At 56.3% G+C, this 26,295-nt stretch carries 22 protein-coding genes and 1 tRNA gene; 16 read left to right on the top strand and 7 right to left on the bottom strand.

The window, feature by feature from the left end:
* Positions 1 to 4 precede the first annotated feature (4 nt).
* From bamA to ACUVSA_RS09545, 13 genes are all read left to right on the top strand, one after another.
* A complete protein-coding gene (bamA, locus tag ACUVSA_RS09605; protein ID WP_445894645.1) occupies positions 5 to 2,659 on the top strand; it encodes an outer membrane protein assembly factor BamA in 2,655 nt (884 codons plus the stop codon).
* Positions 2,660 to 2,716: 57 nt separating this feature from the next.
* Entirely contained in the window at positions 2,717 to 3,241 is a 525-nt protein-coding gene (locus ACUVSA_RS09600) for an OmpH family outer membrane protein (RefSeq protein WP_445890873.1), read from the top strand.
* Positions 3,242 to 3,264: 23 nt separating this feature from the next.
* A complete protein-coding gene (lpxD, locus tag ACUVSA_RS09595) occupies positions 3,265 to 4,350 on the top strand; it encodes a UDP-3-O-(3-hydroxymyristoyl)glucosamine N-acyltransferase (protein ID WP_445894644.1) in 1,086 nt (361 codons plus the stop codon).
* Positions 4,334 to 4,762, top strand: a complete 429-nt coding sequence (gene fabZ / locus ACUVSA_RS09590) for a 3-hydroxyacyl-ACP dehydratase FabZ (protein ID WP_445890871.1) — start codon at positions 4,334 to 4,336, stop codon at positions 4,760 to 4,762. The genes lpxD and fabZ overlap by 17 nt, the downstream gene beginning before the upstream one ends.
* Positions 4,763 to 4,789: 27 nt before the next feature.
* Positions 4,790 to 5,563 carry an acyl-ACP--UDP-N-acetylglucosamine O-acyltransferase gene (gene lpxA, locus ACUVSA_RS09585; RefSeq protein WP_445894643.1) on the top strand — a complete coding sequence of 258 codons (774 nt, stop codon included), beginning with the start codon at positions 4,790 to 4,792 and terminating at the stop codon, positions 5,561 to 5,563.
* Between the two features lie 50 nt (positions 5,564 to 5,613).
* Positions 5,614 to 7,500 (top strand): UDP-2,3-diacylglucosamine diphosphatase LpxI domain-containing protein, encoded by a 1,887-nt coding sequence (gene lpxI / locus ACUVSA_RS09580; RefSeq protein WP_445894642.1) that lies wholly within the window; start codon positions 5,614 to 5,616, stop codon positions 7,498 to 7,500.
* The gene (lpxB, locus tag ACUVSA_RS09575) at positions 7,500 to 8,630 is read left to right on the top strand and encodes a lipid-A-disaccharide synthase (protein ID WP_445894641.1); all 1,131 of its coding nucleotides are present in this window, start codon (positions 7,500 to 7,502) and stop codon (positions 8,628 to 8,630) included. The genes lpxI and lpxB overlap by 1 nt, the downstream gene beginning before the upstream one ends.
* Positions 8,624 to 10,372, top strand: a complete 1,749-nt coding sequence (gene msbA / locus ACUVSA_RS09570) for a lipid A export permease/ATP-binding protein MsbA (protein ID WP_445890867.1) — start codon at positions 8,624 to 8,626, stop codon at positions 10,370 to 10,372. The genes lpxB and msbA overlap by 7 nt, the downstream gene beginning before the upstream one ends.
* Positions 10,373 to 10,395: 23 nt before the next feature.
* Positions 10,396 to 11,721, top strand: a complete 1,326-nt coding sequence (locus ACUVSA_RS09565; RefSeq protein WP_445894640.1) for a 3-deoxy-D-manno-octulosonic acid transferase — start codon at positions 10,396 to 10,398, stop codon at positions 11,719 to 11,721.
* A 56-nt stretch (positions 11,722 to 11,777) separates the two neighbouring features.
* On the top strand, positions 11,778 to 12,050 hold the full coding sequence (locus ACUVSA_RS09560; protein WP_445894639.1) for an HPr family phosphocarrier protein: 273 nt from the start codon (positions 11,778 to 11,780) through the stop codon (positions 12,048 to 12,050).
* 149 nt (positions 12,051 to 12,199) lie between these two features.
* Positions 12,200 to 13,978 carry a phosphoenolpyruvate--protein phosphotransferase gene (ptsP, locus tag ACUVSA_RS09555; protein ID WP_445894638.1) on the top strand — a complete coding sequence of 593 codons (1,779 nt, stop codon included), beginning with the start codon at positions 12,200 to 12,202 and terminating at the stop codon, positions 13,976 to 13,978.
* Between the two features lie 43 nt (positions 13,979 to 14,021).
* Positions 14,022 to 14,510 (top strand): SsrA-binding protein SmpB, encoded by a 489-nt coding sequence (smpB, locus tag ACUVSA_RS09550; protein WP_445894637.1) that lies wholly within the window; start codon positions 14,022 to 14,024, stop codon positions 14,508 to 14,510.
* Positions 14,511 to 14,596: 86 nt separating this feature from the next.
* A tRNA-Leu gene (locus tag ACUVSA_RS09545) sits at positions 14,597 to 14,684 on the top strand.
* 336 nt (positions 14,685 to 15,020) lie between these two features.
* Here the strand turns inward: ACUVSA_RS09545 and secF are convergent.
* The 6 genes from secF to ACUVSA_RS09515 all read right to left on the bottom strand — a co-directional run bounded on the left by secF (position 15,021) and on the right by ACUVSA_RS09515 (position 20,832).
* Entirely contained in the window at positions 15,021 to 16,091 is a 1,071-nt protein-coding gene (secF, locus tag ACUVSA_RS09540; protein WP_445894636.1) for a protein translocase subunit SecF, read from the bottom strand.
* 18 nt (positions 16,092 to 16,109) lie between these two features.
* Positions 16,110 to 17,705 carry a protein translocase subunit SecD gene (gene secD / locus ACUVSA_RS09535; RefSeq protein ID WP_445894635.1) on the bottom strand — a complete coding sequence of 532 codons (1,596 nt, stop codon included), beginning with the start codon at positions 17,703 to 17,705 and terminating at the stop codon, positions 16,110 to 16,112.
* A 294-nt stretch (positions 17,706 to 17,999) separates the two neighbouring features.
* The gene (gene yajC, locus ACUVSA_RS09530; RefSeq protein ID WP_445894634.1) at positions 18,000 to 18,359 is read right to left on the bottom strand and encodes a preprotein translocase subunit YajC; all 360 of its coding nucleotides are present in this window, start codon (positions 18,357 to 18,359) and stop codon (positions 18,000 to 18,002) included.
* Between the two features lie 84 nt (positions 18,360 to 18,443).
* Positions 18,444 to 19,568 (bottom strand): tRNA guanosine(34) transglycosylase Tgt, encoded by a 1,125-nt coding sequence (gene tgt, locus ACUVSA_RS09525; RefSeq protein WP_445890859.1) that lies wholly within the window; start codon positions 19,566 to 19,568, stop codon positions 18,444 to 18,446.
* Positions 19,569 to 19,579: 11 nt separating this feature from the next.
* Positions 19,580 to 20,635, bottom strand: coding sequence for a tRNA preQ1(34) S-adenosylmethionine ribosyltransferase-isomerase QueA (gene queA, locus ACUVSA_RS09520; protein WP_445894633.1), 1,056 nt, complete (start codon positions 20,633 to 20,635; stop codon positions 19,580 to 19,582).
* A complete protein-coding gene (locus ACUVSA_RS09515) occupies positions 20,632 to 20,832 on the bottom strand; it encodes a DUF2065 domain-containing protein (RefSeq protein ID WP_445890857.1) in 201 nt (66 codons plus the stop codon). Before ACUVSA_RS09515 ends, queA begins: the two co-directional genes overlap by 4 nt.
* Positions 20,833 to 20,969: 137 nt before the next feature.
* Here ACUVSA_RS09515 and alr point away from each other — a divergent pair, with 137 nt between their 5' ends.
* The 3 genes from alr to ACUVSA_RS09500 all read left to right on the top strand — a co-directional run bounded on the left by alr (position 20,970) and on the right by ACUVSA_RS09500 (position 24,651).
* Complete coding sequence (gene alr / locus ACUVSA_RS09510) at positions 20,970 to 22,100, top strand: alanine racemase (RefSeq protein ID WP_445894632.1); 1,131 nt, start codon at positions 20,970 to 20,972, stop codon at positions 22,098 to 22,100.
* A 73-nt stretch (positions 22,101 to 22,173) separates the two neighbouring features.
* Entirely contained in the window at positions 22,174 to 23,847 is a 1,674-nt protein-coding gene (argS, locus tag ACUVSA_RS09505; protein WP_445894631.1) for an arginine--tRNA ligase, read from the top strand.
* A gap of 48 nt (positions 23,848 to 23,895) precedes the next feature.
* Positions 23,896 to 24,651 (top strand): SPOR domain-containing protein, encoded by a 756-nt coding sequence (locus tag ACUVSA_RS09500; RefSeq protein WP_445894630.1) that lies wholly within the window; start codon positions 23,896 to 23,898, stop codon positions 24,649 to 24,651.
* Positions 24,652 to 25,068: 417 nt separating this feature from the next.
* Here the strand turns inward: ACUVSA_RS09500 and ACUVSA_RS09495 are convergent, their stop codons facing one another.
* A complete protein-coding gene (locus ACUVSA_RS09495; RefSeq protein WP_445894629.1) occupies positions 25,069 to 26,202 on the bottom strand; it encodes a GNAT family N-acetyltransferase in 1,134 nt (377 codons plus the stop codon).
* Between the last annotated feature and the right edge of the window lie 93 nt (positions 26,203 to 26,295).

Genomic DNA, 26,295 nt, shown 5'->3' with positions numbered 1-26,295 from the left:
CAGGATGGTCAAAAAGCTCGGGAGTGCTTTGGGAGTTCTGCTGCTGTGGGCTTGGAGCGTGCAGGGACAGCAAACGGCAGCGCCTGAGCCCGCGCTGGTTGTCGTCGCCCCTTTTGCCGTTCACACGGCCCAGCCTCAACCTCAATTGAGCCTCGGCGTTCAGGAATTGCTCGCCCAAAACCTGCTGAACCTGGGTGTGGACCTCGTGCCGCTGCCGGATGTGCGGCGCGCGGCAGGGAATCAACCCGTGACGAACGAAACGCAAGCCCTGGACCTCGCACGGCGCCTCAAAGCCCGCTACGTCATCTGGGGAAGCCTCACCCAGCTGGGTGACAAGGCCAGTCTCGACGGGCGACTTGTGGACGCGCAAGGGCCGGGAGCCCCGCGAGTGCTTTTTGCGGAGGGGGATTTGGCCAACCTTGTGGATGCTGCCCAACAAATGGCGCAACAGGTGACCGTCCACGTGCTAGCCAAGGCGGTGGTGGCGGAAGTGGCTGTGCGGGGCACGGAAAGAATCGAGCCCGACGCGGTTTTGGTGCAGGTCAAGACAAAGAAAGGGGAACTCCTTAGCAACGAAACCTTGCAGGAAGACATCCGCAGCATTTACAAGATGGGTTTTTTTGAGACCGTAGCCGCCGATGTCACAGATACGGACAAGGGAAAACAAGTGACCTTCGTGGTGCGGGAAAAACCATCGGTGGTGGACGTCAAAATTGAAGGTAACGACAAGATCAAAGACAAGGATATTCTTGCGGCTATTTCCACAAAACCCTTCACGGTGCTGCGCATGAATGTCGTCAACGACGATGTCAACCGCATCGTTAAGCTTTACCATCAGAAGGCCTTTTTCAACGCGGAAATCTCCCCGTCCATCGATTTTCCACAGGATCCTCGAAAAGCTGTGGTGACCTTTCGCATCAAAGAAGGCAAAAAGATCTACGTCAAACGTGTGGATTTTACGGGCAATCAGCATTTTTCGGATCGCAAGCTACGAGGAGTCATGGAAACCAAGTCCCGCGGATTGTTTTCCTGGTTTTCAGACAAAGGAGTTCTGGATCGAGAAGTGCTGGATACCGATCTGGACCGCGTGACCGCGTTTTACCACGATCACGGCTTCATGGATGCGCGAGCGGGCTCCCCTTCAGTGGAAAAGAAAGAAGACGGTTTTCATGTGATCATCCCCGTGGTGGAAGGCGAACGCTATCGGGTATCGTCCATACAGGTTCAGGGGGATTTCCTGGAAACCACCCGCAACGTGGCCGAAAAGCTGGAACTTAAGGAAAAACAGTATTTCAGCCGTGAAAAGCTCCGCAAAGACTTGGACACCCTCACGAAACACCTCATGGATGCGGGATACGCCTACGCGGAGGTGGACCCTGTGGTGACCAAGAACGCCGAAAACCATACCAGTGCCGTGGTCTATCAGTTGCGCAAGGGACCCATGGTCCATATCGAAAAGATCACCATCACGGGGAACACGCAAACACGGGATAACGTGATTCGCCGTCAAATTCAGCTGGCCGAAGGCGACCGCTTCAGCGCTTCAGCTATGGAACGCAGTCAGCTAAACCTTCGGCGCATAGACTACTTTGAAGAGGTGGACATTCAAAGTTCCCAGGGCTCCAGCCCGGAAGCCATGAAACTTAACGTCAAGGTCAAAGAAAAACCGACAGGAATGCTCAGCGTGGGAGGCGGCTATTCGTCGGAAGACGGGTTTTTTGTGGGAGGCAACGTCTTGCAGCGAAACCTCTTCGGCCGCGGCCAATACCTGGCCCTTAAGGCCCATCTGGGCAGCGAGACATCACGGTACTCGCTGAGTTTCACCGAACCGTGGTTGTTTGACACGCCCCTTTCTGCCGGCTTCGACATCTACGATTGGTATCGGGAATACAACGATTTCAATAAGGACGCCACGGGCGGAAAGCTTCGAATCAGCCATCCTTTTGGCACGTGGAGCCGCTGGCATTTGGCGTATGTTTTTGAAAACGCCAAGGTCTCCAACGTGGATGAAGACGCTGCGCTCATCATCAAAGACCAGGAAGGCCGCCAGATCAAGAGCAGCCTCATGGCGTCCATCGAACGGGACAGCACCGACCATCCGTTCCTGCCCACCCGCGGATCAACGGCCACCGTTGCGGTGGAATATTCCATTCCTTACCTGGGAAGCGATTCGGATTTCGTGAGCGTCGTTGCCGGAGTCGGCCGGTATGTGCCTCTATGGTGGAAGTTTCTGGGGTTCGCTCATGTTAAGGGTGGCTACATCTTTGAGCTGGACGCCGACAAGCCCGTTCCCATCTATGAACGCTTTTTCCTGGGCGGCATCAATTCCATTCGCGCCTTTCATTGGGGCGACGTGGGACCCAAGGATCCCAAGACGGGCGACAGCATCGGCGGCATCAAATTCGGCCAGGTGAACGTGGAACTGCTCTTTCCTCTGGCCGAAAAGATCGGCATGCGCGGCGTGCTCTTCTTTGATGCCGGCAACGCCTTTGACGACGGCGAGGATTTTCGCTTGGGGGATTTTCGAACGGCGGCCGGCGCCGGTGTGCGCTGGAATTCTCCCATGGGACCGCTGCGCATCGAATGGGGCTACAACTTGGATCGAAAGCCCGGCGAAGATTCCAGCAATTGGCAATTTTCCATGGGCGCCTTTTTCTAACGGCATGTGCGCGTTCCGCAAACCCTAACATGTATTCCAAGGAGGTTGAAAACAGTGATGAAGCATCGTCTGTTGACCATCGTTGCGTGCTTGGTGGGCCTTTGTGTGTGGAGTGCACCTTCCCATGGAGCCAATCTCAAGATCGGATACTTTGATCTTCAAGCCGTGTTGGACCGCTCCCAGTGGGGCCAGGAAGTCAAGAAGGAATTCAACAGTAAGAAATCACAGCTGGAAGCTGAAGTGCAAGCCAAGGCCAAAGAATTTCAGGAATCTCGTGAATCTTATGAAAAACAGCTGAAGATGATGGATGAGAAATCCAAGAAGCAAAAAGCTGAAGAGCTGCGACAGATGCAGGTGGAAGGCGAAAAGCTTCTCATGCAAAGCAATGCAGAACTCAACAAATTGTCGCAGCAGTTGAGCAAACCCCTGATCGACAAGGTCATGGACATCGTGCAGACCATCGGCAAAAACGAAAAATATGATTTTATCTTCGAAGCCCAGAAAGCCGGTTTGGTGTACGCCGACGAAAAGACGGACTTGACCCAGACCATCATCAAAGAACTGGACAAGGTCAAACGCTAATACTTGTGGAAAGGCCGTGCTGCGTGGAAAAGAAGTGTTATCGCCTTTCGGAACTTGCCCAATTGCTGGATGTGCCTTGGAAGGGAGATCCAAATCTGGTCATTGACGGGGTCGGGCCTTTGGAAACGGCAGGTCCCACCCAGCTGACTTTTTTGGCCAATCCCAAGTACAAGGCGAAACTGCAAGGGTGCCGCGCGGCGGCGGTCATCGTGGATCCAAGCCTTGAAGATGTGGGACGGCCTGTTTTGGTCTCTTCGAACCCCTATTGGACCATGGCCAAGGCCTCCCAGCTTTTTTATTCGCCTCCGGCGCTGAATCCCGGCATTCACGCCAGCGCTCTGGTTTCCCCTGAGGCGTTTGTCGCTGAGGATGCTTCTGTGGGCCCTTGGGTACACGTGGGTTCCGGCTCGTCCATTGGATCCGGCACCCGCCTTTACGGGCATGTGTATGTGGGGGCCGGAGTGACCATCGGCCGACAGTGTCTGATCTATCCGCATGTGACCATTCTGGACGGATGTCGGCTGGGAGACCGCGTGATCATCCATTCGGGAACGGTCATCGGAAGCGACGGTTTTGGATTTGCCCAGGACGCCGAAGGTCGTTCCACAAAGATTCCTCAAACGGGCATTGTCCAGATCGACGACGATGTGGAAATCGGTGCCAATTGCGCCATCGACCGAGCTACCTTCGGGCGAACCTGGATTCAAGAAGGGGTCAAAATCGACAACCTGGTCCAGATCGCTCACAATGTGACCATCGGTCGCCACAGCATTCTCGTGGCGCAAGTGGGCATTGCCGGCAGCGTCACTTTGGGAAACCACGTGGTGCTGGGAGGCCAGGCGGGGATCGCGGGACATGTAACAGTGGGAGACCGGGTGCGGATCGGCGCCAAGTCCGCCATTTCTCATTCGGTGGAACCCGGCCAGGACCTGCTGGGCATTCCCGCCATGCCTCACAGGCAGTGGTTACGCCACTACGCCGCTTGGCTCAGGCTTCCACGATGGCAGCAGGAATTGGCAGCCCTAAGAGACCGTGTGCGCTTTTTGGAAGAAGCCTTGGGCCAAAACCGAAACCGGCGCGAGGACACGAGCCATGGAGATGAATGCTGAAGAAATCCTCAGGAAACTGCCGCATCGCTACCCTTTTCTCCTGGTGGATCGCATTCTGGAAATGGGCGAGGAAGAAATCACAGGGTTGAAAAACGTCACCCTGAATGAGCCCTTTTTTCAAGGCCACTTTCCGGGCCATCCCGTCATGCCCGGCGTGCTCATCATGGAGGCTCTGGCCCAAACGGGAGGTGTTCTCGCCTTCGCTCTCCGTGAAACAGATTCTCATGGCGTGGTGTATTTTATGGGCATGGACAAAGTACGTTTTCGCCGCCCTGTGCGTCCCGGCGACCAGCTCATCCTGAAATTGAAGCTTTTGCGGCGCAAAGGACCTGTCTTCAAAATGAAGGGAGAAGCTTACGTGGGAAATGAACTGGCCGCTGAAGGCGAACTGCTGGCTACCATCGAACCCTAACAACTTGAAGGAGGACGAAATCTTCTCATGGACATTCATGCGACGGCCATTGTCGATCCCAAAGCGGAACTGGCCGACGATGTGGTCATCGGTCCCTACGCCGTCATTGGTCCTCACGTGCGCATCGGCTCGGGAACATCCATCGGGGCTCACACGGTGATCGACGGTTGGACCGAGATCGGCGCTTATAACCGCATCAGTTCCTTCGTCTCCATTGGCTTTCCGCCCCAGGATCTGAAATACAAAGGCGGCCCTACCCGGCTCATCATTGGGAATGGGAACACTATTCGAGAATACGCCACCATTCATCGAGGCACAGAACACGGCGGAGGAGTCACACGGATCGGCGATCACAATCTGATCATGGCCTATGTGCACGTGGCCCACGATTGCATTTTGCATAATCGCGTGATCATGGCCAACGCGGCCATGCTGGCGGGACATGTGGTCATCGAGGACGATGCGGTCATTGGGGGCCTTGCGGCCATTCATCAATTCACTCGCATCGGCACCCATGCCTATATTGGAGCGAAAGCCGGCATTAAGAAGGACATTCCTCCTTATATGCTCGCCACCGGATACCCCGCAAAACTCTATGGACCCAACCTTGTGGGCCTGAAAAGAAAGGGTTTTTCCACGGAAGCCATTCAGGGACTCAAAAAGGCTTATCGAGTCATTTTTCGCAGTGGGCAGACCTTGTCGGAGGCGCTGCAGGAAGTGCGCCGGGAGGTGAGGGACGTGGCGGAGGTGGAAAACCTGGTGCGGTTCATTGAGGGCACACAGAGGGGCATCACGCGCTGAAGCGCTCAGTCATGCACCACACATAACTGTCTCGAGAGATTCCTCGCACCATGGTGAACGACACTTTGATCGGACTCATTGCCGGGGGCGGACAATTTCCACTCCTTTTTGCTGAAGGCGCCAAGGACGCCGGCTACACCGTGGTGGCCGTGGGCTTTGACGGGGAAACGGATCCGGCCCTGGCCGCCCATGTGCACGCCTTTCACCTGCTCAAGCTCGGACAACTCAACAAGCTCATTCGCATCTTTCAAAAGGCCGGGATCAAGCGGGTGGCCATGGCCGGGTCCATTAACAAGACACGCCTTTACGCCAGGATTCGACCGGACTGGAGGGCGTTTCGGCTTTTGGCGTCCCTGCGCAACAAGAAAGACGATCATCTGCTGCGGTCTCTGGCCGGGGAGCTGGAGAAGGAGGGCATTCGCGTCGAACCTTCCACGCTGTTTTTGCCCGGGCTTCTCGCACCCGAAGGCCTCTTGACCCGACGGCATCTCAATGCCCGTGAAGAGCGCGACGTCTTCTTTGGCTGGGAGATGGCCAAGGCCGTCGGCCATCTGGACATCGGCCAGTGCCTGGTGGTTAAGGACCAGGCGGTGCTTGCGGTGGAAGGCATGGACGGAACGGATGAAACCATCGTGCGAGGGGGCCGTCTGTGTCGTGAAGGAGCGGTCATCATCAAAGTGAGCAAGCCGATCCAGGATTTGCGCTTTGATATTCCGGCGGTGGGATTGCAGACCATCGAAACCATGCGCATGGTCAAGGCCCGTGTTCTCGTGGTAGAAGCTGGCAAGACCCTGATCTTTGATCGCGACAAGGTCGTGGAAACAGCCGATCGCTATGGCATGACCATCGTAGCCATGGCTGACCCTTCATCCGGGACCGAAGCCAAGCGTCTTCTGGACACATCACCCCCGTCCACTAAGGCTGAAACCTTTTCACCGCCCAGGCCTGTCGCCGTCATTCGCACGGCCGAACCCGGGAATTTGCGCACCGCGGTGGTGGGCGTGGGGTACCTCGGCACTTTTCATGCCGAAAAATATGCCCGCCTCAAGGAAGCCCACCTCGTGGGTGTGGTGGACATTGATCCGGCTCGGGCTGAGGTGCTGGCACGGCGGCTGAGCTGTTCGGCTTATACGGACCATCGACACCTTTTGGGCAGGGTGGATGCGGTCAGCGTCGTGACACCGACTCAGCACCATTTTGCCATCGCTCGAGATTTCATTGAAGCCGGCGTCCATGTGCTGGTGGAAAAACCCATGACGAAATCCCTGGAGGAAGCCCAGGAGCTGGTGCGGCTGGCGGAAATCAAGGGCGTGGTTTTGCAGGTAGGACACCTGGAACGATTCAATCCCGCCTTTAAGGCGGTGGAACCTTTTGTCAGCAACCCTCTCTTTCTTGAAGCCCACCGCTTGGCTCTTTTCAACGAGCGCGGCCTGGAAGTGGACGTCATCTTGGATCTCATGATCCATGATCTAGACATGGCGCTGCATTTGGTGCGTTCCCCGGTGGCAAACTTTTCGGCTTCCGGCGTTCCGGTGCTCACGCCGCTTCCGGACATAGCCAATGTGCGCCTGGAATTTTGCAACGGCGCTGTGGCTAATCTGACGGCCAGCCGAATTTCCATGAAAAACATGAGGCGCCTGCGCATTTTTCAGGAAAACCGATACCTGGTGGCAGACTTCGGCAGACGCCGGGCCTATTCCTTTTTGAAAGAAGATGAGGTGGATGAGAGGGGCTATCCGGAAATCACTACGGAAGAACTGGAAGTGGACAACAGGGATCCTTTAGAAGAGGAAATTCGATCATTTCTTGAAGCCGTGCGAATCGGTACCTCTCCCGTTGTCAACGGCCGCCAAGGAATGGAAGCCGTGCGAATGGCCTTGGCCATTTCCCAAGAGATTCATGCCCGCATGAAGACATCACGGGCTAAGGGCGGGTAATGAAAAGGCTGAGGATTTTAGTCAGTGCCGGAGAAGCCTCTGGGGACTTGCACGGTTCGCGTCTGGTGACGGCGCTTCGCACAAGAAATCCCTGGGTGCACGTCGACGCCATGGGTGGACCCCAGTTGAGGGCGGCTGGCGCCCATCTGCTGGTGGACTACCGTGATTTGGCCCTCATCGGTGTCCGGGAAGTCTTTTCCAAGATGCGGCTCTTCTATCGGGCCTTGAGGGACCTTCGTCGGTACCTGCAGCGGCAACGTCCGCATTTGGTGATTCTCATCGATTTTCCCGATTTCAACTTCCTTCTGGGGCGCATGGCGCGATCCCTGGGCCTGAAGGTTTTTTACTACATCAGCCCTCAAGTGTGGGCATGGAGGTCCGGACGGATTCGCTCCCTCAAGCGCTTTGTCGATGCCATGGCGGTCATCTTGCCTTTTGAAGAAGCGTTTTATGAACAACGGGGTATGACCGTGCGCTTTGTGGGCCATCCATTGGTGGATGAAGTTTGTGGTGTGGAAGATGCCGCCACCTGCCGACGTTTTTTGGGTGTGCACCAAGAACCCGTGATCTGCCTTCTGCCCGGAAGCCGATCTGGCGAAATCAAGACCTTTTTGCCGATCCTTGTCAAGGCGGCCGAGCGGGTTCGGCAGGACTTTCCTTCGGCCGAGGTGGTTCTTCCAGTGGCGCCGGGGTTGGACCGCCACAACGTCTCGGCCATGCTGAAGGGCAGTTCGACGCCGGTGCGATGCGTTTTTCAGGACACCTATCGTGCCATTCGCGCATCCCAGGTGGCGCTGGCCGTTTCGGGAACGGTCACCCTGGAAGCGGCCCTTCTGGGCACGCCCTTGGTGGTCGTTTACAAGGTTTCCACCGTGGAATATCATGTGGCTCGGCACATCCTTCGAGTGCCATACATTGCGCTGCCGAATCTCATTGTCGGGCGCCGCGTCTGTCCAGAACTTTTGCAGCATGAAGCGGAACCGGAACGCCTTGCCCAGGAAGCGATGCTCTTGTTGAAACATCCGGAACGCGCCGCCGAGCAGCGCCATTGGTTTGGACGTCTTGCCGACATGCTGGGAAAACCCGGCGCGGCGCAACGCGCGGCATCCATGGCCCTGGACTTATGCTGAAACAGGATTCTGCGACCCGTATTGCCGTCCGTCGTTTGTTCAGCCTGCTACGGCCTCACTGGCGTCGCCTGAGCTTGGCCGCCCTCTGCATGCTCATGGTCTCCGGCGCCACCGGCCTGACGGCCTACCTCATCAAGCCGGCCATGGACGAAATTTTTATCAAAAAAGATACGTTCATGCTGAGTTTGTTGCCCGGGGTGTTTCTTTTGGTTTCACTGGTCAAGGCGATCAGCGACTGGGGAAGCACGTATTTTCTGCAGTCTGTCGGCCTGCGCGTCGTGGCGGGATTGCGGCAGGAACTCTTTGATCACGTTCACGGCCTGTCCCTGTCCTTTTTCGACAAGTCCAGCACCGGCACCCTCATGAGCCGCATCACCAATGACATTAAAGAAATTCAGGTGGCCGTGCATCAGGCGGTCAGCGGCATGATTCGAGACACCGTGACCATTATCGGGCTAATTTTCGTGGTGTTTTATCAAAACTGGAAACTGGCCAGCATCGCCGTGGCGGTGCTTCCGCTGGCCTTTTTCCCTTTGGTTCACTTCGGCAAGAAACTGCGGACGCTGGCCCGCCGAGGTCAGGAAAAAACGGCGCATCTCAGTGTGGTGCTGCACGAGTCCTTTACGGGCGTGCGCATCGTCAAGGCTTTCGGCATGGAAGATCACGAAAAGAAGCGGTTCGCTCGACAAAACCTATCGGTGCTGGAAAATCAGCTCAAAGCCTTGCGGATCGATGCCCTTTCCAGCCCGTTGATGGAATTCATTGGGGCCATCGGCATCTCCACGATCATCGCCTACGGCGGATACCAAGTGGTCCGGGGAACCTCCACGCCGGGCACCTTCTTCTCCTTTCTCGGTGCGCTTATCATGCTTTACAAGCCGGTCAAGAGCCTGAACAAACTCAACAGCACCCTGCAAAAAGGTATCGCCTCTATTTTGCGTGTGCAGGAGGTGCTCTCGCAAAAAAGCGACATCGTGGATCGTCCCGGGGCCGTGGAACTGGCTCGAGTGCGAGGGGCCGTGGAATTTCGCCACGTCTCTTTCGCCTACGACTCCGTGCCCGTTCTTCAAAACATCTGCCTCAAGGTCAACCCTGGGGAAGTGGTGGCTCTGGTGGGCAGTAGCGGCGGCGGCAAGACCACGCTTGTTCATCTCATACCCCGCTTCTACGATGTGACGCAAGGAGCCATCCTCATCGATGGCATGGACGTTCGGGACGTGACCGTGCGATCCTTGAGGCGCCATATCGCCATGGTCACGCAGCACAGCTTCCTTTTTAATGACACAGTACGCAACAACATTGCCTACGGCGACCCTTCTAAAACGGAGGAGGACCTCATCGCCGCGGCCAAAGCCGCCTATGCCTACGATTTTATTTGTCGATTGCCCCAAGGGTTTGACACCGTGGTCGGGGAGCAAGGCGTGATGCTGTCCGGAGGGCAAAGGCAGAGGATCTGCATCGCTCGAGCCCTGCTCAAGGACGCTCCCATTCTCATTCTGGACGAAGCCACTTCCGCCCTGGATAGTGAAGCGGAACTGGAAGTTCAGAAAGCTCTGGAAAACCTCATGCAGGGCCGCACCACCTTCGTCATCGCGCACAGGCTGTCCACGGTCAAGATCGCCCATCGCATCCTTGTGTTGAGTCACGGGCGTATCATCGAGGAAGGCTCGCACCACAGCCTGATGGAACGCCGTGGGGAATATCGACGACTCTACGACATTCAGTTCCAGCACGCCGAGTAAAACACCACCTACAGAGGCCTTGTATGGAATCATGGCGCTTTGTCTATAACGTGGCGCTGAGCACCTCGTGGCCCCTGCTGTGGCTCTATTACCGTCTCCGTCAGGCCGCGTCCGGTAAGTACGCCTCGTCGTATAGGTTTCGGCTCGGGCTTTGGCTTCCGCCACGCCTAGGGACGGTATGCTCTCCTGTTTGGATTCATGCCCTTTCGGTGGGCGAAGTCCTTTCCGCCGTGCCCCTGGTGCACCAGCTTCGAGTCACGCACCCTCAGCAGGCCTTGGTCTTTTCGGTGGCCACGGAAAAGGGCTTTGCCGTGGCGCAAAAGGAAATAGGCCCTTTTGTGACGACCGTGTTCTATCTTCCCCACGATCATCTCTGGAATATGACCCGATTCGTCCGCCACGTGCGCCCGGCTGCCTTCATTCTTGTGGAGACGGATCTATGGCCTAATCTGCTTTGGACCCTCAAAAAAAGGCATGTGCCGGTCCTCATGGTCAATGCGCGGCTCTCCTTGCGATCCTTTTCCCGCCTCCAGCGCTTTCGGCCGCTCAGCCGTCGGCTTTTGGCATCTGTGGATCGAATCTATGTGCAGTCCAAAGAAGACGCGCGTCGATTCGCCGCACTCGGCGTGCCATGGCCGCGTCTGCGTGTGGCCGGAAACCTGAAATTCGATCTTGCCCTGTTTCAAAAACGCAAATATTCCCAAAGAGCCCTCACCCCGGCCTTGGTGCTCAAGGACCGCCGACCCCTCTGGATCGCAGGCAGCACCCACGATGGCGAGGAAGCCACGGTGCTCAAGGCGCACAAAAGCCTTTTGCGACGTCATCCCAGGGCTCTTCTGGTGCTTGCGCCGCGCCATGTGGAAAGAGGCCCTCGCCTGGCGGCTCTTTGCGAGGCTTTGGGTTTACGTTGGGCTATGAGAAGCCGCGGTGACGGGGTCAATGCCGCACAGGTCCTTATTCTGGATTCCATCGGGGAACTGGCTGCCCTGTATCCTCTGGCGCAAGGTGCTTTTATCGGTGGAAGTCTGGTTCCTTTTGGAGGACACAATCCTCTGGAAGCCGCCGTACATGGTGTGCCCTGCTGTTGGGGACCGTATCTTGACAATTTCCGAGAGATCGAGAGCTTTCTCCTTGGTGAAAGGTGCGGGCGCCGTGTCACGCATGAAAAGGACATGCTGTCTTTTCTCCTGGAAGTGCTGGACGATCGCGTGTGGCCTTTGAACCAGCGGACCTTCTTCGCTCAACGCGTGTGTGACCAGGCCGGAGCGGCCGTCGTGATCGCTCAGGATGTCATGGCGCTTGCCGCCGACGGCCTCGCCGCCGTTGACTTGAAAAAGCCCGTGTGCTAAGAAGCGGTGGCAATTGAAAGGGATGGCCGCAGCACACGGAGGCGCTTTGGAATTCGGTGGCCGAAGTCGAGCAGGATTTCATCGTTCCCAATAGATTAGGTTTTCATGCGCGGGTTGCAGCCAAGATCGTAAAGGTGGCCACCCAGTTCCAAGCCGACGTGTTGATCGTCAAGGATCATACGGTCGTGAATGGGAAGAGCATTCTTGACATTCTGAGCTTGGAATGCCCCAGGGGAACCAGGGTTAAGATCATTTCTCGAGGCGACGACGCTGAAGAGGCGCTTCGAGCGCTGGCGCATCTGTTCCAGTGTAACTTAGGGGAAACATAGCATTTCATCCAATTCCCGCGGGACGGCCCATGCGTTTGACCGAGACGACCGAAGGCCGAGGCACGCTCGCGCAGCCTCAGCGGTCCGGTCGGTTTTTTGTTGTTTATGGGCGACCCAGGAGCTGAGGTGGTAAGGATTCAGGCACCGGTATGGACAAAGAACCCATCCATTTGAAGGGGTTTGGGGTCAATCAGGGAATTGCCATCGGCAAGGCCTTCCTTGCCGAAGAAGACCACATTTCCCTTCCCCTTCATACCCTGAGTGGCGACGAAGAAGTGGAACAGGAGTGCCTTTTGTTTCAAGAAGCCGTCGCCAAGGTGGAACAGGACCTTGAAAAAACAAAGCGCTCCATCCACGCCGAGTTCATGGATCATGCGCACATTTTGGACGCGCATCAGCTGATTCTGCGGGATCCTTTTTTCTATGACCAGACCCTGGAAACCATTCGCAAGGAACGCCTCAATGCCATGCTGGCCTTGAAGCGGTCCATTCGGAAAATTTCCGACCTCTTTTCGGCCATGGACGATGATTATTTAAAAGGCCGCGTGGCCGATGTGAAGAGCCTGGCAGACCGCGTGCTGCGTCACCTGGCGGGGCAAAAAGCCTCGAGTTTCGATGAGATTCGAGAGCGGGTGGTGATCGTGGCTCGGGATATTTCGCCCGCGGACGCCATACGCATTCAATTGGAAAAGACATTGGGATTCATCACCGACACCGGGGGCCGCACCTCACATACGGCAATCATTGCTCGAGCTCTGGGCATCCCGGCCGTTGTGGGCGCCGAAAGGGCCACAAAAACCATACGCACCGGTGATCTCGTTATTGTGGATGGTGCTAGCGGGCGCATTATCGTCCATCCCACCGATGAGCAAATCGCTTTCTATTACGAACTCCAGGATGCTCTGGAGATTTACCTCAAAGACATCACACGCAAGGCGCATCTTCCAGCCGTGACTCTGGACGGCCGAAAGATTCGCGTGGAAGCGAATATCGAATTGGTGGAAGAAGTGGTGGCCGCCAAGGATCACGGGGCCGAGGCCATCGGGCTTTATCGAACGGAATTCGCGTACTTGAATCGGGAGCGTCCACCCGATGAGGAAGAGCTCTATGTGGAATATAAAGAACTCGCCGAACTGATGGCGCCGGCCTTCGTGACCATTCGCAGCCTGGACCTGGGAGCGGAAAAGCTGGGCGTGTGGATGCCGCCCATTGAACAGGAAAACCCGGCGCTGGGTCTGCGAGGCATTCGCCTGTGCCTGCGGCACAAGGAATTTTTTAAGACACAGCTTCGAGCCATTCTGAGGGCGGGAGCTGTGGCGCGAAATATTCGCCTGATGTTTCCTCTGGTTTCCGGCATGGGCGAGCTGCTTCAGGCAAAAGCCGTTTTGGAGGAGGCCAAAAAGGAATTACGCCGGCGAGGAACGGCCTTTGACGAGGCCATGGCCTTTGGGGTGATGATCGAGGTACCGTCCGCCGTAGCGGTGGCGGACATTCTCGCTCGAGAAGTCGACTTTTTCAGTATCGGCACCAATGACCTCATTCAATATGCTCTGGGCATCGATCGCGTCAATCCTCATGTGGCCCACCTTTACGACCCGCTGCACCCGGCGGTGCTACGGTTCATTGGAAACGTGGTGAGAACGGCCCACAATGCCGGGATTCCCGTAACCATCTGTGGAGAAATGGCGGGAGAGCCCCTGTACGTCCCTCTGCTTTTGGGGTTTGAGCTGGATTGCCTCAGCATGAATCCCCAGGCCATTCCTCGGGTTAAGAACCTGGTGCGACGTTCCACCGTTTCGGAATGCCGTCGTTTCGTCCAAAAGGCCTTGACCCTCACCACGGCCGCCCACATTCGCGACACGCTGCAGGAACTGGCGTTGAAAGTCTTTCCGGAAGAGTTCAAGTTCTTTGATCCTCAGGCCGTATAACCCAATTTTGGAGCTGCGTGAGGAGCGGCGTACAAGGTGTCCCATGAAAAAGGCGTCGAGCGCGACCAAGAACGGCATTAAAATCGTCTGCCAAAACAAGAAAGCTTTCCATGACTATAAGATCATCGAAAGCTTGGAAGCCGGTATGGTGCTCACGGGCACCGAAGTGAAATCGCTTCGCGAAGGCCGAGCCAATCTCAAGGACAGCTACGCTCGAATCAAAGGCGGCGAAATCTGGCTTCATGATTTCCATATCAGCCCCTACCCGCATGCCTCCTACAACAATCATGAACCCGAAAGAACGCGAAAGCTTCTTTTGCATCGGCGGGAAATCCGCCGGCTTGCCGGGAAAACCCAGGAAAAGGGCTTCACCCTCGTGCCCCTGAAGGTCTATTTTTCCAAAGGAAAGGCCAAAGTGGAAATTGCCCTGGCCCGCGGCAAAAAAGAATACGACAAACGCGAGCGGATCAAGGAAAAAGAAGAGGCTCGAGAAATGGACCGACTTCGCAAGAAATACAACATCGGGTCCTGATGCCGTTCGTGGCGAGCCGAACTGGTCATGCGCCGGGACTTTTGCTTGACAGGATCCGGCTCCATTTCTTAGTATGCCACTGCCTCGCCGGAGTGGTGAAACAGGTAGACGCGCTGGACTCAAAATCCAGTGGGCCTCGCGCCCGTGAGAGTTCGAGTCTCTCCTCCGGCACCAGCCACAAGAAGGGAAGTGGGATCTCCCACCTCCCTTTGAGCTTTTCAACGTATGAGATTCCCTAACGCGGTTTAGCTCGCACACTGGACCCGCCGGTCTGAAAGCACCCCTGGTTCTATTGCAGCGTACAGTTGAGGCTTTGGCAAAGAAGTCGTTCGGCAGGCTTTCAACGCCTTTCGTGGCATCTGACTGAAAACGTGCCAAGAGGCATGCCCCAACACCCTTTGTGTCGTCAGGGGGTTCGGTTCTGCTGCGGCTTGACAATGGAATGTGAAGGTTGGGGAATGGGCGAGGCCTTCTCAAAGAAGGGCGAAAGAAGGCCTCGTCGCGGCCGTGTCATGCGGCTCGGCGGGCAGAATGTCTGCCGCTCGTTTTGGACCATTCCTCATAGATAATCAGCAGTGGGCTGGCGACAAAGATGGACGAATACGTGCCGACCAGAATGCCGATGAGCAAAGCAAATGCAAAATCGTGAATGACGCTGCCGCCGAGAAGAAACAGGAAAAGAACCACAAGGAGCGTGGTTCCGGAGGTGAGCAGTGTGCGGCTGAGGGTCTGGTTGATGCTGCGGTTGATCAATGCTTGGAAATCGCCTTTCCGCGTCCCTCGAAGATTTTCCCGAATGCGGTCGTAGATGATGATAGTGTCGTTGAGGGAGTAACCGACAATGGTCAGAAGAGCGGCCACGATGGTCAGGTCAAATTCCTTGTTCAACAGGGCAAAAACGCCCACGGTGATGAAAACGTCGTGAATCAAGGAGACGACGGCACCCAAGGCGTAGGGAAGCTTCAAAATCCAGCATAGGATCAGCGTAATGATCAGGGCGCTGATGATCAAATACGTTATGGACAAGCCAGTTAAGCCCAAGAGGTAGACCCCTAAAAGCAAAGCGGCGGCCATGACGCCGCTGGTGCCCCATTTCAGTTCAAAGCGGCCCGAGATGTAAAGGGCGATAAAGAGCAGGGCATAGTAGATGGCCAGCAACGCCTTTTGCCGCAGATCCTGTCCCACCTTCGGGCCAACCATTTCCACACGCAAGATGGTCGCCTTGCCTTCCCCAAAGACCTGGTCCAGACGGCTTTGGACTTCGTCACCAACCCTTTTAGCCTTTTCCTCACTCATCTCCGAACGAATGATAAATTCATTGTCCCCCGCCGACCCCACTTGCTGAATCGCACTTTGCCCGATACCCAAATCCTCCAAAGCGCCGCGAATGGCGTCCGGGGTCGTCCGCTCCAAGAACTTGACCTGAATGAGGGTGCCTCCCGCAAAATCAACACCCATCCTCAAACCGCCACGCGTCACAATGGCGGCCAGCCCCAAGAGGATCAGAAGGCCGGAAAAGATCAAGGCCTTCATCCGCATGCCCACAAAATTGATGTTGATGTCCGGTCGAATGAATTCCATAAGCGGTCGAGCCCCTCGCTAGATACTCAGTGCCCTCATGCGCCTTTCAATGAACAGATAGTCAAACACAAGCCGTGTCACGACCAAGCCGGTAAAGAGACTGGCCACAATACCAATGCTTAGGGTCACGGCAAAGCCTTTCACCGGGCCGGTTCCGAACTGGAACATGACCAAGGAGGCAATGAGGGTTGTGATGTTGGCATCCAAAATCGTCAGTGTGGCTCTGGCATATCCCGCATCGAAGGCCGCTTTGGGCGTCTTGCCCAACCGCATCTCTTCTCGAATGCGTTCAAAGATGAGCACGTTGGCGTCCACCGCCATGCCGATCGTCAAGATGATGCCGGCAATACCGGGCAAAGTCAGCGTAGCCTGAAAGGCGGCCAACCCCGCCATGATCAAGACAACATTGAGAAGCAAAGCCAAATCGGCCACAAGCCCCGAGACCCGATAGTAAAGAATCATAAACAGCACGATGGCTACGGTCCCGATGACCATGGAGAGAAAGCCCTTGCGAATGGAGTCGGCCCCCAGAGAAGGTCCCACGGTTCTTTCTTCCAGAATGACCACGGGCGCCGGCAAAGCGCCGGCCCGAAGGACGATGGCCAGATCCCTGGCTTCTTCCATGGTAAAGGATCCTGTAATGCTCGCCCTTCCTCCGGAAATCTTTTCTTGAATCACCGGAGCCGAATAGACCATGCCGTCCAGGACGATGGCCAGTTGTTTCTTGACGTTTTCCCCCGTGATGCGCTCAAAGATTCTTGCGCCCTGAGGGTCAAATTCCAGAGCCACGTAGGGCGTGTTGTACTGAGTGTCGATGCGCACATTGGCGTTGGTGATGTATTCGCCGGTGAGTAACGTTCGATCCTTCAAGGCGACCTTGCCTTCCACCGTGCGGCCCGCGTTGGCATCCACGCGTCGCATGGGATAGACTCTCACCCCTGCCGGCAGGGTCATCGGATCGGCGTGGGGATCTACTCCTTCCGCCACCAGCTTGAACTCCAACATCGCTGTTTTGCCGATGAGTTCCAAAGCACGCTTGGGATCCTTGATGCCCGGAAGCTGGACTAAAATGCGGTTTTCCCCTTGAGGTCGAATGTCGGGTTCGCTCACGCCAAACTGATCAATACGGTTGCGGATCGTCTCCAAAGCCTGACTGACCGCCAACTGGCGAATATGCTCCGCTTCCTTGTCCTTCACACGGCAAATGACTCGAAATCCCTCGGAGGTCTCTGAAGCTTGCACCCATTCCAGAATAGGAAATTCCTTGTCCATCAGTTCCCGCAGACGGTCTCGGCGGCTTGCGTCCGAAAGCTGGAGCGCCAGTTGCCCATCCTGGGTCCGTTCAATGGCCCGAAAGCCGATCTTTTCCTTGCGAAGCAGCTCTTTGAGTTCATCGCTCAAACGGTCCAGCGTGGTTTTGACCGCTTCCTGCGCTTGAACCTCCAGCACCAGGTGCATACCTCCCTGGAGGTCCAACCCGAGATGGATCTTGTCGTCGGGCAGCGTGCCATGCCACCACTGCGGCAATGAAACGGGCAAGGACGGCAAGAGATAGACGATCGACGCACCAAGCACCAGAGCCACGAAAATGGCTCGCCATTTCAGGCCTTTCAACCCGTGTCCTCCTGCGCTGGTAAATGCCTGGAAATTCATGAAGCCATGAGGCCACGCTCAGCCCAGCTTCTAGAAACTCGTCGGAAAAGACGCATTCCATACGAAGGTGGCCTTGCCACTCGCTCAAATCGCTAGGCAGTGAATCGGCGAATAGGCGTTCTTTGAGAACCTCCCAGAAGAGCATCCAAGAACGCCTTCCGTAGGAGCGGCGCAAGCCGCGATTGCTTGTCGGACCTTGCGGGGCTCCTACAGCCTCATACCGAAAGAACGCGGCCAAACCATTCTCGGATGCTCCTAAGCCTTTTCCTCGGTTTCTTCCTTCGCTTCACCTCGGGACAGCAGACCAGCGATGTAGCCTCGCTGCACCTTCACGCGCACCTTGTCGGCGATTTCCAGGGTGACCACGGAATCGGTTAAGCCCGTAATGCGGCCGTGAATGCCCCCTTGGGTCATGACCACGTCGCCCTTACGGAGATTTTGCAGCATCGTGCGGTGTTCTTTCTGGCGCTTTTGCTGAGGGCGAATCAAAAGGAAATAGAAAATGACCACCATCAGGATCAAAGGCAGAAAAGCCGTGAGCCCCCCTCCAGCCCCTTGGCCTCCAGTTTGCTGCCCTGCTGTTCCCATCGCATGGGCCATGGTCACCCAGTTCATGAACTCCTCCGTTTCCGTTACCGATGGACAAACTCAACCCCCCTTCAAACAATCGAGCCTTTAAACGATATTTTGGGCTCAATGTCAATCCGCTATCGGTTCACTGCCCGAGCGTTGTGCATAAAATTCCCGGCGAAATGCCTCAAAACACCCCCTCACCAGGGCATCTCGAATGGATTCCATGAGGGTCAGGAAATAGTGCAGGTTGTGCAAGGACAGCAGTCGATACACCAAGAGTTCCTTGGCCACGAAGAGGTGCCTTAAATAGGCGCGGGAAAAGGTGCGGCAGGTGTAGCAGGAACAATTCGCATCGATGGGTTTCGAATCGTCGGCATAACAGCTGTGCTTGATCTGCAGGGCTCCCCAGGGCGTAAAGACCATACCGTTTCGAGCATTACGGGTCGGCACCACACAATCAAACATGTCAATGCCGCGCCACACCCCCTCCACCAAATCTTCCGGCATGCCCACGCCCATAAGATAGCGCGGTTTGTCGTGGGGTAGGTTTGGAACCACGGCTTCCAGCACGTCCAACATGACGTCCTTGGGTTCCCCAACCGCCAGGCTTCCCACGGCATATCCCGGAAAATCCATGGCTGCCAGGGCCTCCACGCAGGCGCGTCGCAGGTCCTCAAAAACTCCACCTTGAACAATGGCAAAAAGCATCTGGTCCTCTCGCTTGTGGGCGTCGCGGCATCGGCGGGCCCAGCGCACTGTTCTTTCCATGGACGCTTGCGCGTACTCCCGACTCGCCGGATACGGCGTGCATTCGTCAAGACACATGGCGATGTCAGATCCGAGAAGCTCCTGAATCTCCATGCAACTCTCCGGTGTGATGCGGTGTCGAGATCCATCAATGTGCGATTGGAAAGTGACTCCGTCTTCGTCGATAGTGCGAATGGTAGCGAGACTGAAGACCTGAAAACCTCCGCTGTCCGTCAGGATCGCTCCAGGCCAAGCCATAAAGGCATGCAAACCTCCCAGGCGAGCGATCCGCTCGGCGCCAGGACGCAAAGACAAATGGTACGTGTTTCCCAGAATGATGCGCGCCCCCAGGGCATGCACTTCATCCGGCGACAAGCTCTTGACGGTGGCCTGGGTTCCCACGGGCATGAACACAGGGGTCTCCACGGCACCATGGGTCGTGTGCAGCCGCGCGCGGCGCGCTCGACTTTTGGAATCTTCCGCTAAAACTTCAAAGGCCTTCAATGACGTTCCCCCTAAATAATCAGCATAGCGTCCCCATAGCTGAAAAAGCGGTATTCCCTTCGAATAGCTTCTTTGTAGACGGCCAGTATCTTCTCGCGCCCGGCAAAAGCACAAACCAAGAGAAGCAGAGACGTCTTGGGCAGATGAAAGTTGGTGATTATGCCGTCCACCACACGAAACTTGTACCCCGGATAGATGTAATGGTCGCAGGTGCCGGAAACGGCCTTCACTGAGCCGAAACGACAGGCTGTCCATTCCAGCGTCCGCACCACGGTCGTGCCCACGGCTATCACCCGCCGCCCTTCCTCCTTTGCTTGACGAATCCTTGCAGCGGCCGCCTCGCTCACTCGCACCACTTCCGAATGCATGGTGTGGTGCCGAATATCCTCCGTGCGCACCGGAGCAAAGGTTCCGAAGCCCACGTGCAAGGTGATTCGCACCAGTTCCACGCCATGGGCTTCCAAAGCCTTGAGAAGTTCCCTCGTGAAATGCAAGCCTGCCGTCGGCGCCGCCACGGATCCCGGCTCCTGTGCGTAGACGGTTTGATAGTCCGCACGGTCCTGTGCCCTCTCCTGAGGAGTAGCTCTTCGAATATAGGGAGGCAGGGGCACTCTGCCCTGCGTTTCCAGAAATTCCAAGAGGTTGTCGTGATCAAAGTACACAAGGGCTTGACCGTGTTCAAAACGCCGTACCACTCGAGCCTCGACTTGACCTTCAATAAGAAACCGTAGGCCTTCCTTAGCCGGTTTGGAGGACTTCACGAGGCATCGATACCCTTCAGTTCTTCCTTCCTGCGGTGGTTTATATGGATCCAGCACGAGCAGTTCCACATGGCCCCCGGTTTCCTTGACGCCCAGGATGCGGGCGGGAACCACTCGCGTGTCGTTCAGAACCAGGATTTCCCCCGGCCGCAGGTAGGAAAGAAGATCCGCAAAACGGCAATGTTCCACCATTCCCGAGGACCGATGCAGCACCATCAGTGCGCACCGGTCCCGCTCAGGGCTGGGCGTCTGCGCCACCAAGTGTTCAGGAAGATCATAATCGTAATCTTCCAGTCTGTAGCTCATCGAGGGACTCCATAGCGCCGGCCCATGTAGACCAGGATCAGGCCCAAAATCATCAGAATAGCCCCCAGGGTCTGGAGTTGCCCCGAAGGAAGCTTCAGAATTTCTTTGAGCCATCGCTTCATGCGGTCTGGAAACGCCGCGTACGGAAACCCTTCCAAAAAGAAAAGAAGCCCCAGGGCCGTAAGAAAACTCTCCATGTCTAAGCCCCCTGCACGACAGAAACCTTCCAAGGGAATAACTTGGCACAAAAACGTGGATCGCCTATCATGCCAGCTGGGTTCTGTAAAGAGCCTGAACCGTGACGGCCTTCGCCGCATTTTTTAGGGAGGAGCCCATGGCGCTGAACTGGGTGGAAATTGATCTGGCGGCTTTGAGGCACAATTTCTCGCAGGTCCGACAGCGCGTTGGTTCTCAAGTCGCCATCCTCGCTGTGGTCAAGTCCGATGCCTACGGCCATGGCATGCTTCCCGTAGCCAGGGAATTGGCCGAGGCGGGCGCGGAATTTTTCGGTGTGAGCAAATGTTGGGAAGCTTTGAAACTACGTTCAGCCGGTATTCAACAGCCCATCTTGGTTTTAGCCGGCATGGAAGTGGAAGATGCCCTCGCCGTCGTCGCTCACGACCTCCGCCCCGCTGTCTATCGGCTCGATCATTGCCGGCTGCTTGAAAGGGCAGCTCAGCATGCGGGCAAACAGGCTCGCATCCATCTCAAGCTGGACACCGGCATGGGACGGTTGGGGATTCCCTTGCCCGACCTTGGGCCTTTTCTCGATCAGTTGGCAGGTCTCAAGCACGTGCAGGTGGAAGGTGTCTTTTCGCATCTGGCCACATCCGATGAGAGCGACAAGGCTTTCAGCCAAGAACAACTGGCTCGGTTTCGAAGCGCTCTTCAAATGCTTCACGATCGATCCATTTCATTTACCTATGCCCACATCGCCAACAGCGGCGCCGTGATGGACATCCCCGAAGCCCATTATCAACTGGTGCGGCCGGGCATTATGCTCTATGGATCGCTGCCTTCCAAAGACATTTTGTCGCCGGCGCCGCTGCGGCCCGTCATGGCGTTGAAGACGAAAATCCTTCAGGTTAAATGGGTACCCGCAGGCCACAGTATCGGGTATGGGCGCGCTTTTGTGTGTTCCAGACCCACGCGCATCGCCACCATCGCCGTGGGGTATGACGATGGCTATCCCCGCGTGCTTTCTAATCGAGGAGAAGCCCTGGTGCACGGGGTGCGTGTGCCCATTGTGGGACGCGTTTCCATGAACCTTGTGACCTTGGATGTCACCCATGTGCCGCAGGCCTCCCCCGACGATGAGGTCGTCCTTTTGGGCACGCAGGGAACCGAAAGGATCAGCGCCGAGGAAATCGCTCAAAAAGCGCACACCATCAGTTATGAAATCTATTGCGCCATCGGTAAAAATCCGCAGCGCATCTTTCTCAACAGTTCAAGGCGTCTTGCGTGAGATGCCCTACCGCATTATAAAGCACGCTTCGTTGGCAGAGTGCCATTTTTTGTTTTCAAGGAGGACACACATCATGCATCTCGTTCGATCCAGGCTCCAGGCCATGATCCACCGGGCGGCTCAGTCGCTTTTGGCGCGTCATGGCATGGTTCACGATGAAAACTTCGCGGTGGAACTGGAAATTCCGAAAATTCCGGAACATGGCGACTACGCCACCAACGCCGCCATGGCCCTGACCCGAGTGCTCAGAAAAAATCCTAGAACCATCGCACACGACTTGGTGGAGCGCATGGAAGGCCGCGAAGATCTGGTGGTCAGAACGGAAATCGCCGGGCCCGGATTCATCAACTTTTTTATTCGCTCTGAGGCTTGGAGCGGTATCTTGCAAGCCGTTCATGAGGCCAAGGAAGCCTTTGGTCGCCAGAACTTCGGGCAAGGCATACGGGTTCAAGTGGAATTTGTCAGCGCCAACCCCACCGGCCCGCTGCATATCGGCCACGGTCGAGGAGCCGCCGTCGGGGATGTTCTGGCCAACATTCTTAAGACGTGCGGCTACACGGTGGAGAAGGAATATTACATCAACGACACGGGCAAGCAGATGGACACCCTGGGCCGCAGCCTCTATTTGCGCTACTTGGAAAGCTTGGGCAAGCCCGTGGACTTTCCCGAAGATCACTACAAAGGCGATTACATGAAGGATCTGGCCCGGGAAATGCTGGAACGCTTCGGGGATCGGTATGCGCTGGTGCCTCAAGAAAAGGCCTTGCCTTTCTTTTCCCAGTATGCGGGAGAACGCATTTTGCAAGGCATTCGTGAGGATTTGGAAGCTTTCGGCGTCGTTCACGACGTGTGGTTCAGCGAACGGGCGCTCCATGAAAACGGCGCCCTGCAACGAACCATCGAAGCTCTGGAACGCAGCGGCATGATCTACGAACAAGACGGGGCCAAGTGGTTTCGCAGCACGGCCTATGGCGACGAAAAGGACCGCGTCGTGGTGCGGGCCAACGGCATCACCACCTACTTTGCCGCCGACTTGGCCTATCACAAAAACAAGTACGAGCGAAATTACGACGTGGTCATCGACATCTGGGGCGCCGACCACCACGGGTATGTTCACAGAATGATGGCGGGAGTGCAGGCCCTGGGACGCCGCCCTTCGGACCTTCGCATTATCCTTGTGCAGCTTGTCAACCTGCTTCGCGGCGGAAAACCCGTGGCCATGTCCACTCGCGCTGGAGAATTCGTGACGTTGCGTGAAGTGGTGGACGAGGTGGGCAAGGACGCCGCTCGGTTCCTTTTCCTCATGCGCCGCTCCGACAGTCCTTTGGACTTTGATCTGGAAACGGCCAAGAAACGCAGCAACGAAAACCCTGTCTACTATGTTCAGTACGCCCATGCGCGGTTGTGCAGTGTGTTTGAGGTGGCGGAAGAAAGAGGTGTCCCCACCTCTTGGTCGACCACTCCAAACCTGCAGCGCCTAACCGAACCCGCAGAATGGGAACTCATGAAGCAATTGGGTGAGTTTCCGCATGTTCTGGAAACGGCGGCTCGAAACCTAGAACCGCACCGCATCCCCTATTACCTGATGGATCTGGTCGCCGCGTTTCACAGCTATTACAATCACAACCGGATTCTTGGCGAAGACCAGGAACTGACGCAAGCACGACTCTATCTGGCCGACGCCGTAAGAATGGTGCTTCGAAACGGGCTTGCCATCCTAGGGGTTTCCGCGCCCCTAAAGATGTGAGAGACCGAGCCCACCGGCTTGGAACCCAGGAACGGAGGAGTGCCGCCCATGAATCGCCTCAGGGATCGCATGCCACACGACGAGCATGAAGACGATCCGCGTTGGGTACGCATTCACCTCACGGGGTTTCAGGCTTTTTTGAGTGTGGTGGTTTTTTTCCTGTCCCTGACCTGTGTGTTTGTCGCCGGGGTTTTGACCGGCCGAGGCGTTCCCAAAGAGTCACTGGAGGCTCTGTCCATAACGGGAACCTTCTATCGCCTGCTGGGATTGAGAGGAGCAACCGAAGAACTCGTGGACAACGCTTCCGAAACCTGGATTCCCGGCGAAAAGATTCTCGCCTCGCTGGAATCCGAAAAAGAATTGGCCTCCGGCCGGAAACCGGAACGCAGCGCGGCGGCTCGAGCCTCTTTGGCGCCTGCGACTCCCGTTTCAAACCCGGAATCTTCTCCTCCTGTGGTGGCCCCCAACCTGGCTGAACACCCCGTGCCTCCCTTGACAGCTCACGAAGAGCTATCAGAAACCGCCCCGCCGGCTCACACCTCCACCGAGGACTATGCTATCATGGTGGCTTCCATGCGCCGTGAAGAAAACGCGGTGGCCTTGATGGAGCGTCTAAAAAAGAAAGGCCACAAAGCGGCCATGGAAAGGATTGCCATCAGTGACCAAGATGTGTGGTACCGAGTGATTCTGGGGGGTTTTGAGACCCGGCAGAAGGCTCTGGAATATGCCGCACGCCTCAACAAGGAAGAAAACCTTCAAGCCATCGTCATTCGCCGAGAAAGTTCCAGCGCCCCAGGCAATTAGGAACTTGTCCGACAAATGTGCGGTCGCGTTCGTTCGGCTTGAGGCTCTGGAAGCGTCACAAGGCGCCACAAAGAATGGCGGCTTGTGACGCTCCTACGGAAGAGTTCTCAGCCAGGCCCCTTGAAACATGCCCGGACGATGCTGTGTGAGGTTTCTCCTGCGTGGATCAATCCGTTCCGCGCCCATGCTTTCGGAGGGACGGCCTTCTGGCCGTCCGCGAACTCTCGGACCGCGAAGACGCGGTCCCTGCGATGGGACCTACCGGCCCTCCACAAGAATGCTGAAAAAACCCCTTTTGAGACGAGGTCTTCGTGGTCTCGGAACGGTTTCGTGGATGCACGGTGTAGGTCCGCAGAGCTCGATGCACGGTTGTGTAATGCGCCGCTCCGGCAACTTGCCCTCATAATCCTGCAAACGTCACCGAGCTAGGCGGTCGTGATTCTTGGGCGCTCTCTCATAGCGACCCAAAATCGAATAGGCCGTCTGTACTTGTTCTTCCCCGTAGAACTTGATGTAGTGCTGCACGGTGGTGCTTTCAAAACCTCGATACGTCTTATGTTCCCCACCAAAACCCGGATCAAAGGTTTCTATTCCATGGCTTATGGCGAATCGAATGGGTTCGTAATAACACACGGCAAAGTGAAGAAACGGAATCTGATCGTAACTGCCCCAGTATCGACCGTAAAGTTGCTTTCCCTTATGATAAAAGACCGCCATGGCGAGCAGCTCTCTGCCCTGGTGGGCGACGCTAAAAAGAAGGCGGTGTCGATACAGCCGGCCCAGCAAGTGAAAAAAACGGCGGTTCAGAAAAGGACGGACGTGATGGCCCATGTATTTTCTCCATGTGAGGCTGTACAGGTCAAACATGATGTCGTAATAGTCTTCGGGCACGTCCTCCCCGGGGACCATGGCCAGCCGAATCCCTTCCGCCTCGATGTCCCGAATTTCGCGCCGAATCTTGTGGCGCCGCGGCGCTCGAAATGTGGCCAAGAAATCGTCAAAGCTTTGGTATCCCTTGTTTTGCCACAGGCAGTATTCACTGCGAAGCCCCACAAATCCCTTGCGAAGCAGCATTTCGTGAAGGCCCGGCGAGGGATCCGCAAAAAAATAAATGCGCCACGTGGCAAAACCTCGCGTCTCACACACAAAATCCACGTACTCCGCCATCATGGTGTAGATTTGCGCCGCATCGTGCGGTGAGCCGTAAAGAAATTGATATGCGGGCACGGGCGTGAGAGGCACCGTAGCCATCAGGCCCACATAGTAAGGAAAGCCGGTCAATTCGCCGAGAAAACGCAGCAGCCCTCCATCGCCGAATTCCACCCAGGGCCGCGTTCTTTCATACAAGGGGGCAGTGGCCACCAGGCGGCCGTCATTGTAAGCCAAAATGTGCCGGGGCACAAAACCCCGCTCCGGGCTCAGGACGCCGGATCGTTCCAAGCTATAGAGGTATTCCCATTCCAACATGGGCGCCGCCTGTCGGCTCAGGCGGTTCCATGCGGCCGGATCCACCCTCTCTATGCCGGAGACCATTTCAAATCGCACAGCCATCGTGCCACAGCCCTCGCTTTCCTGTTGTCGTGCCCGATCCTATTCCAGGACTTCGGTCAGGTCAACGGACAGGAAGATTCTTTGCGAAGTCGC

The organism is Desulfosoma sp. (assembly GCF_052743555.1).
Note: the sequence above shows the minus strand (reverse complement) of the source record. Positions and strands in the feature narration are given on the sequence as shown.